Source organism: Vibrio sp. D173a (assembly GCF_030248475.1).
In genome coordinates, this window is record NZ_JAHGAH010001645.1 from 1 (window position 1) to 861 (window position 861).

The following is an 861-nucleotide window of genomic DNA, read 5'->3' on the forward strand; positions in this document are numbered from 1 at the left end:
GCTCAAATCTTATTGCAGGTTAACGTTTATGACCGAGACAACAATGAAGAGGTTGGTCAATTAAAGATCTTCGATAACACTGACCATAGAGGTACGTTCTATTACTTTGATGGTTCAGAGTATGTGAAATTAGCGGAGGATGGTGATGGTAATTTCATTTTGGATGGGGCAAACATTGTTCAGAGTTTCATGCCTGAACCTGATGACCCTAATGATCCTAGTGACCCAAATGAACCTAAGGATATAATTGCTACTATCGAAAATCTCTACTTCGTTCCTGACAGAAACTATAGTACTGGCAATGGTGGCGTCAGAATCAATTATGAATTGGAGATCGATAATGACGGTCTACTAGACCATACCGTAAGCTCTAACTTCAGAATTGAAATTGAAGCCGTAGCGGACGAGGCTATATGGGATGATGCAAGTAGCACGTTCACTTATCTCCCTGATACCGACAACATGAACCAAAGTATACCGGTGACGGAGGATGGAAATACCATCACTCTTAACCTCGAGGCGGACTCTCAAGATACTTCTCGTCCTGAAACGCTCGAATATCATCTCACTGTTGAACAGGGGGCTGGGTATTTCACCCTATTGGATAGTTCAGGTAATCCAATAGGGCCTGATGGTGGTCCATATGTTATTGATGCAGCAGACATAAATAGCACAGTCGTCGACCCGGAAGATAACTTCTCGGGTACTATTAGCTTTAAAGTAGTGGCTGTGACGGAAGAAACTCGTAATCCATTCCTAGATGGCGCTAATAACGGTGCTAACAGTAAACAGTTTGCTACTTCTGCAGAACGAACATTAGTTATTGATGTACTTCCAGACGCCGACCTTGGCACGTTAAGC

The 861-nt window shown here is 43.0% G+C and carries 1 protein-coding gene; it reads left to right on the forward strand.

Annotation, left to right across the window (positions count from 1 at the left end; translation table 11 throughout):
• Positions 1 to 861 (forward strand): hypothetical protein (locus tag KIV40_RS35315; RefSeq protein WP_285354138.1); only part of this gene is annotated, 861 nt, incomplete at both ends.